Genomic DNA, 7,226 nt, shown 5'->3' with positions numbered 1-7,226 from the left:
CATGTAGATTCTCCAGTTTCATAAACACCGTATCTCGGCGTCCACGAAACCGGCAGCAGGCCACATATTGTGGTGAAGGTTTTGGCAACTCTGATGACAGTTCTGGTGCGGCCCCGAACAGCTCCTTTTGACGGTCGCTATCGAGGCCACGCACCAGTGTACCGGTAAAATCAGAACGACCAGGACACGCCTGCGCTCAGTGTTGGTCCCGCGCCGCCGTCGCCAAATTCTTGGCCAAGGCTGACATTGAAGTTGCCTGCCTCACCAAAGGCTGTTTCGTAGCCAAATTCGACCCCGGCGCCGGCGAAGTCCGAGGCCGTGGTCGCAAGCGATGCGCTTGAGCCGAAGACTGTTACATCAACCATGTCGTCCCCGCCCATCGTTCGCGAAATGGCGGTCAACTCACCGGTCAGTGTGCCAGCATCACCGATCGCGTAAGCCGCTTCAACGCCTAGCACGAATTCGGTCGTATCTACGACATAGTCATCGACCGTCGCATCAGCGCTTGAACCGGATTCCTCGTACCCATCAACATTGAGACTGGTGTAGCGCACATTGCCGAACCCGGTCATGGCCAGCGTGTCTCCAAGCGCAAATTCACGCGACACGCCTGCATGAACCGTCGTGAACACACTGTCGATGCTCGCATCCGCATTGTCGCTGCCGCTGATCTCGCGGCTGTTGTCGGTCGCGATGATGCCAGCCCCGACACCCCCTTCGATGGAGAAACCGCCAGCCTGATGCCCGACCGTTATGCCGCCAAAGTAGCCCGTGCTGTCAAACGAGTTGGGGCCTGATGACCCGTCCGTGATGAACAAGCCGCCGCCGATGGACAGGCCCAGACCAGTGGCCGTTTGCCCGCCATAGCCGAATGTGGCGTCGAGCGTGGATGTATCAACATCATTCGCACCGTCAGTGCCCTCGAAGCTCGTTGTCGATAAGTTGCCCGACACGAATGGGCGCATGCCGCCACCATCTTGCTTGTATGAAAGGGTGTTGCGCGAGGCTTCAACGCCACCACCGACAGGCAAGCCCGCGCTCAGACCATCAAGCAGACCGCCGACATTCGCGACTGTCAGCCCCATCATATCGATGTCAGCCGCGTTCACCGAGGCATAGACAGGCGCTGCACCGCCTTCGTCCTCCACAAACCACGCAAGGCTATCATTGGCCACTTCGGCGGTGAAAACACCCGCTGCTGTGTCACGATCTTCGAAGGTGAATACCGCGCCGGAGCCGTCTGCAAAGAGGTCGACATTCTGCTCCGAGACACTGATCAGCCCGTTCACTTCGTCGTCGGTGTCAAGGTTGATCGTGCCAGTACCGCCGTCGATATAAATCGCATACATGTCGGCGTCTGGGTCGTCAGATGTAACAGAGATTGTACCAACATTGATGATCTCTCCACTTAACGTCCCGACGTACAGACCGTAAACATCGTTCACATCGACATCGGTATTGTTTGCCACTGCAACGGTAATCGTCCCGGTGTTGCTGAATGAACCGGTGAGCGTGTCAATAGAAGCTCCAGAAGCAGCGATATAGCTCGCGCTTCCTTCATTTGACGCGGTGACAGAGATTGTGCCGCTGTTTTCAACCGTACCATCTGCGGCAATCGCATCAATGCCCAGGCCAATTGCGGTTATGCCCTCATCGGTGGAGGCGGTACGTGCCGTGACGGTGACTGCGCCGGAGTTGGTCAATTGGCCAGTGACGCTACCATCCACTTCGACGCCTACTGCTTCGACCTCATCTTCAGTGCTCTCTGCCAACACACTGATTGTACCAGTATTCGCGAAGGCACCAGACACATCATCTCCCAGCCGCACGCCAGTCGCAGTCGCATCGGTCAACCCAATCGCGGTCGCTGACACTGTACCAGAGTTGGTGAAACTCCCAGAAGTTATGTCATCAATTTCGATGCCGTCTGCGACGGCGTAGTAAGATACCGCCTCTTTGTAGGCCGAAATCGTGCCAGAATTTTCAAAGGTACCGATCAGGTTGCCATCAATCGACACACCGCTCGCTGTACCCTCATTTTCTCCTGAGATACCCACGGCGCTAATGGTCCCCGTGTTGCGCATGAGCGCACCTGCCGCGATGTCGCCATCTAGAAGAACGCCAGTTGCATCGGCACTTTCAGATGCCGACATAGCCATGACCATGATGGTACCTGAGTTCAAAAGCTGACCGCTATCGGCCAGGCCACCACCGACCGAAAGACCGGTTGCTTCCGCGTCACTGTTCTCATTGCTGGCGATCACGGAGATGGTGCCCGAGTTGGCTATCTCGCCCGCAACACTCCCGGAAATGTCGATACCAATAGCCGTTGCATGGGTATCTGTCGCGGATGCATCCGCGATGATGACACCCGTGTTTGTGAAACTTGTTCCCGCCTCCATCAGCCCTTGAAGCTGGAAGCCGTATGCTTCGGCACTGTCATCCGTATCGTTGGTCGCGATAGCGCCAATGGTGCCTGAATTGGTGATCTCAGCACCTTCAAGCATATCGCCATCAATCCGAATACCGTACGCAGACGCATCGCTTTCCACCGCATTGGCGGTGGCCACGATGCTGCCGGAGTTTTGGATGGAACCGCTCATGTCGCTTTCAAGCTCGATCCCGACTGCGACCGCCTCATAGGTTACAGGCGCAGTCGCGAGCAAGTCGATTGTACCGGTATTGACGATTGCGCCATGCATTTCGCCTTCGACCGAAATGCCAAATGCGTAGGCCGTGCTGTCCGATGTCGTCAATGCAGTCGCATCGATTGTACCAGAATTCAAAATGGTTCCGGTCGCTTCCAGGTCGCCTTCAACCAAAATCCCAATCGCAAAGGGATCCTCATCCGAGGCTTCAGAGTAGAGCTCAATGGTGCCGGTGTTTGTGACGGAACCAGCGACATTCCCTTCGATTGCGATGCCGTAGGCAAATGCACTGCTAGAGGCAAAAAGGTCTACCGTGATCGTCCCCGCGTTCAAGACTTGGCCAGTCGCGCCGACGCTGCCCGCATAGAGGCCTACGCCTTCCGCATCATCACGGTCAGAGTCAGCCTCAAGCGCGATCGTGCCCGAGTTCGTCAACTGCCCGTCAACGGCGCCAGCAACGTGGATACCGTAGGCGTCTGCCGAGTCGGATGCAGAGCTGTCAACGTTGATCGTGCCGCTATTGACGATCTGGGCGCCGGCCGCGATGCTGCCTGCCGCAATGCCGTAGGCATCGGCGTCCGACTCAGATGCATCAACTTCGACTGTGATCGTGCCGGAATTTGAGACCGTGCCAGCGACTTGACCGCTTACTTCGATACCATAGCCGTTGGCTTGCGAACTGGCCGAAACATCAACGTTGATCGTTCCGGTGTTGGCCACTGTCCCTGTCGCTTCAACGCTGCCAGCCTGAATGCCTGCGCCTTGCGCGGATGTCGTGCCCCAAGCGTCAACCTCGATGGTGCCTGAATTCAGCACGGTGCCTGCAACACCGTCTTCCACCAAGACGCCATGTGCATCTGCGGAAGAACTCGCAGAGGCATCTATCTGGATTGTCGCCGCGTTCTCAATCCGCCCGCCTTCTGACACGCTTTGCGCAAAGATACCCGTCAATGCGGTCTCGAAAGCAAAGCCGTTCTCCAGATCAATGGTGCCGCTGTTGAGAATTGCGCCGGCGACAGGATCAGTCACAAGGATGCCAAATCCAAAAGCCGATGAGCTGGCAGAGGCATTGACGTCGATGCTGCCCGAATTGGTGATTTGGCCGGTCGCGCCGACGCCATCCGCATAGATGCCCGTACCGGTGGCCGAGAAGCTGCCATCAGCGTCAACGGCAATTGTGCCAGAGTTGATGATCGTTCCATTTGCCGTGCCATCCACGTGGATGCCATAGGCCGACACCGAAGAACTGCCGTCGGCTTCAACGGTGATCAGGCTTCCGTTGTTGATCGTCCCTGTCGCACCGAGTTCGCCATTCACATTCACGCCAAAGGCAGATGCAAAAGACGTGCTTGAAACGCTGACATCGACAGTGCCGGTGTTGCTGATTGTGCCAGCAACATCGCCGTCCACATCAATGCCATAGGCCACGCCGCCCGTTGTCGCATCCACGTTGACGGTGATGCTGCCACTGTTGCTCACAACCCCGGTTTCAGCAATCGTACCGGTATATATGCCATAGCCTTCGGCAGTTCCGCTGGTGGCGGAAACTTCGACGGACATTGTGCCAGTATTGTCGATCTGCCCTGCGACACCAACGAAGGAAACGATGCCCCAGCCGGTGATGTCGAAGGCACCTTCAACGTCGATCATGATGTCACCGTCGTTGACTATCTGACCGCCTACTTCGACGATAGGGGCAGCAATACCCGTTGCATGGACATTTTCGGATGAGCCGGGGCCTGCACCCTCATGGATCGTTGAGATTGTGCCGCTGTTTTGCATGGCGCCTTCAATGACACCATCAATCATGACGCCCACAGAAAAGAGAGACGTCGTCGCCGAGCGATCCGACGATATGGTCCCGTTGTTCACGATCTGGCCGGTTCCGAGAAGATCGCCAGCGACGACGACACCAAGACCACTTCCAGTGGCTGTACCCGTGACGGCGACAGTCCCGTTGTTTTCAAACGTATTGCCGTAGTCATCGTCGATCACGACCGCGGCGCCCTCGGTGCTCGCCAAAGTTACAGAGCCGGTCGCGGTGATCTCATGATCCTCGGCCGCATCCAGTATGACTGGACCCAATTCGGGCGTCGTGATCGTTTCGGCATGGGCAATCCCGGAGGACAGCGCACCAACCGAGACAGTCGCATAAAGCATATAGGGTGCGGCACTCGCCACGCGGCCTTTCCATTTTGTCAATCGTCCGCCACGGCGGCCTGCAAAAATGCGTTGTGTCAAACCAGTGCTCATCGTCATGCCAAACATCCTCAACCGCGCCGCGAACGGACGCATTATCTTGTGTAACGTCAGGCGCTACCTACGAATTGGGACCCGAATGCGGCGTGTTTCCGCCCATTTTACGTAAAATTTTACACTGCCTTGACGTCAGCCGCCTTAATTCTCCGTTAAGGTTGATTGCGTGGCAGAACCCGTCCAAAACAGGTTGCGCATCTTCGTTGGCTCAGGAGCGGACCCCATGGCGAATGGTCAGGAATTGACAATAGATCAGGCCTACAAGCAGGCGTTAGAGCACTATAATAAAGGCGCTTTTCGCCCTGCGGTAACGCTCTTTTCCAAGATCATAAAGGCGGCGCCGCAACATGCGCATGCCCATCAAATGCTCGGCCTGATTGCGTTTCAAACGGGTCAGCTTGAACCGGCAAAAAAGGCGATGGCGGAGGCCCTGCGCTTGCGGCCCGACAATGCGGGGTTCCTTGTGAACTTCACCGAAATACTGCGTAAAGCCGGCGACCTTGCCGAGGCTATCGCCGTCGGAAAACGTGCAGTTGCTGGCGATCCAAACAACCCCGCCGCTCATTCAAATCTCGGACTTGCGCAGTATGACAGCGGTGACCTGGTCGCCGCTGAAGCCAATCAGAAGCGCGCGCTGGCTCTCGACCCTGATTTTGGCGCCGCGTTGAATAACTTGGGCAGCATCGCACGCGACAATGGTGATCAGGAGGCGGCGATCGCTTATTACCGTGCCGCGCTCGCAGCAAATCCACATTACGCCGAAACCGCGAATAACCTGACAGCCGCGCTGATCGAAGTCGAAGCTTACGATCAGGCGAAGGCGGTCACCGCGGATCGCCTGAAACGCGCACCCAAAGATGCAGACCTTCAGCGCAATGTGGGGCGGCTGCATATGATCGACAGCAAGCTGGACGAGGCGGAAACCGCTTTCAGAAATGCCATCAGCCTCGATGAAAACAAAACGGAAGGCTATATCGGGCTGGCGCAGGTCCTGTTTGAAAAGAACCATCCCAAGCTGTCCCTGATTGAGGCGGAAACGGCCCTCCGGCTCGACCCGGAAAGCGCCATGGCGCATCATCAGATTGCGATGGTCAAGGCGCATCTGGGCGATATCGATGCGGGCTTTGCCGGGTATCGCAAAGCGCTTGAGCTCAAGCCTGATCTGACGGCGAGCCAGATCGCCCTGGGGCATCTTGAGATGGAACAAGGCAACTTTGACGCTGCGAAAGCGACGTTCACAGCCGCCATGGATTCGCGTGACCCGCTGAGCGCCCAGGTCGCACTCGCCCGGCTCGAGAAGATGACCGATGATCATCCGATCCTGCGCGCATTGGAAGAAGCCCGGCCAACGGCGTCATCAATGCCACCGGCAAAGGCCGTGGCCTATCATTATGCGCTTGGGAAAGCCTTGGAAGACGTAAAGCGCTTTGACGAGGCTTTCACCCATTTTGCCGAAGGCGCTGCCATCAAACGCAGCATCATCACCTATGATGCAGATGAGGCGGATCGTGCCGTTACAAACATCATCGAAACCTTCGACGCTGACTTCATCGGCAAGTTGCGGAACCATGCGATAGCAAGCACGCAACCTATCTTTGTGGTTGGCATGCCCCGGTCGGGCACAACGCTTACCGAGTCCATTCTGAATGCGCATCCACGGGTTTTCGGGGCCGGTGAGCTTAACGATTTGAATGCTCTCTTCGGCGCCGCCAGCAATGGTCAACGTGTTGATCTTGCCAGCAACGTGGCAGGCATGACTGGCGCCGACCTGACCCGAAAGATCACCACCTATGTCGCAAATCTGGACGCGCATGCACCCGGCACGCCACATATCGTTGACAAGATGCCTGCAAACTTTCAGATGGTCGGTCTGATCCACGGGTTGCTGCCAAACGCAAAGATCGTGCATATCGCGCGCAATCCGTTTGATACATGCCTGTCTTGCTTTACGAGGGTGTTCGAGCGCAGCCAGCTTCACAGCTACGATCAGGTTGAATTGGGCCGCTACTTCAACAATTACGTCCGCTTGATGGATCACTGGCAAGCCACTTTACCCGAAGGTGCGTTCCACACCCTTCACTACGAGAACCTGGTCGACGATATCGATAAAGAGGCCCGTGGTCTGATTGCCCATTGCGGCCTGGAATGGGACGACGCGTGCCTCGCGTTCTACAAGGGCAAACGTCGCGTGAGGACCGCGAGTGTGCAACAGGTCCGCCAACCGCTTTACGCCTCGTCCAAAGATAAGTGGAAACGGTATGAGAGGCAGCTGCAACCACTGGTTCAGACCATCGGTGATATAAGGATCACGGCGTGAGCGGG

At 56.8% G+C, this 7,226-nt stretch carries 2 protein-coding genes; one reads left to right on the top strand and one right to left on the bottom strand.

The features are described from left to right. Nucleotides 1–170: 170 nt before the first annotated feature. Nucleotides 171–4,907: an autotransporter domain-containing protein gene (locus SLH47_RS21450; RefSeq protein WP_320242503.1), complete on the bottom strand. Its 4,737-nt coding sequence runs from the start codon at nucleotides 4,905–4,907 to the stop codon at nucleotides 171–173. A 163-nt stretch (nucleotides 4,908–5,070) separates the two neighbouring features. Here SLH47_RS21450 and SLH47_RS21445 point away from each other — a divergent pair, with 163 nt between their 5' ends. Next, nucleotides 5,071–7,221, top strand: a complete 2,151-nt coding sequence (locus SLH47_RS21445; protein WP_320242502.1) for a sulfotransferase — start codon at nucleotides 5,071–5,073, stop codon at nucleotides 7,219–7,221. Nucleotides 7,222–7,226: the final 5 nt, after the last annotated feature.

The organism is Cognatiyoonia sp. IB215182 (assembly GCF_033963905.1).
GTDB lineage: Bacteria > Pseudomonadota > Alphaproteobacteria > Rhodobacterales > Rhodobacteraceae > Yoonia.
The sequence above is the reverse complement of the archived record's forward strand: the minus strand, read 5'-3'. Positions and strand labels throughout refer to the sequence as shown.

Coding starts and splice junctions, on each gene's coding strand:
- SLH47_RS21450 (WP_320242503.1), bottom strand. CDS start 4,907: ATGACGATGAGCACTGGTTTGACACAACGCATTTTTGCAGGCCGCCGT.